The 883-nt window shown below is 37.1% G+C and carries 1 pseudogene; it reads right to left on the minus strand.

The window, feature by feature from the left end:
* Window positions 1–53: 53 nt before the first annotated feature.
* Window positions 54–883: pseudogene (locus ACFIK8_RS10560) on the minus strand (ATP-binding cassette domain-containing protein); the annotation flags it as partial.

Here is an 883-nt window from a genome sequence, read left to right on the forward strand (position 1 = left end):
TTGTCATCAATACTGTATCAAAAACGGCACAGGGGAGTTAATGAGAGAGAACATTAAACATAACCTAAAACTTCACAATATTGTCCTTTTGTGTCAACTACTTAACGGCTTTTTTAAAAGTTTCTTTATCTTGGGCAGGAAGACTTAAGAATAGGCGCCTGATGGTTTCGCCTTGGACGGTATCAATCCCACCATGCAGAATAAGTGCTCTTAAACCGATTTTATCTTCCAGAAGATTGAGAAAAGGTTGTTGGGCAATTTTACCTGCACTATTGATTTCAATGACGGATTCTTGGCCTATCGGTTTAAGATTTTTTGCAAATTTCTCAGGAAGTTATGGAGTGAAAAGTTTGGGCATGGCTATGGTTGTTTCCTCTTGTGGTGATGTGAAAATATCTTTCACACATCCTTCTTCCACAATGCGTCCTTGATTGAGGACAACAACACGATGTGTAATAAAGTACACAACTTCCATTTCGTGGGTGATGAGCACAATAGTAAAATTAAGGTGGTTATTAATATATAGGCAGGAAGTTCTAGAATAGATTGCGTTGTTTCAGGATCAAGAGCAGAGGTAGCTTTATCTGATAACAATGCTTCTAGGATTAGCTGTTAGAGAGCGTGCAATACAAACACGTTGTTTTGTTCCCCTGACAATTCTGCTGGATAACAGTGTTCTTTACTACATAAGCCTATTCAATGAGTTCAAGGGCACGTCTGTGACGTTGTTTTTTGTTTATACCTGTTAATTTAAGAGGTAATGCAATGTTTATCAATAATCTTTTGCAATGATAAAAGATTGAAATGTTGAAAAATTATTCCAATTCGTTGACGGTAAGGTGCCATTCTGTCTCTGACAGATTTGAAACATTCACACTGTCAA

It is taken from the genome of Bartonella sp. MR168JLCBS (genome assembly GCF_042194175.1).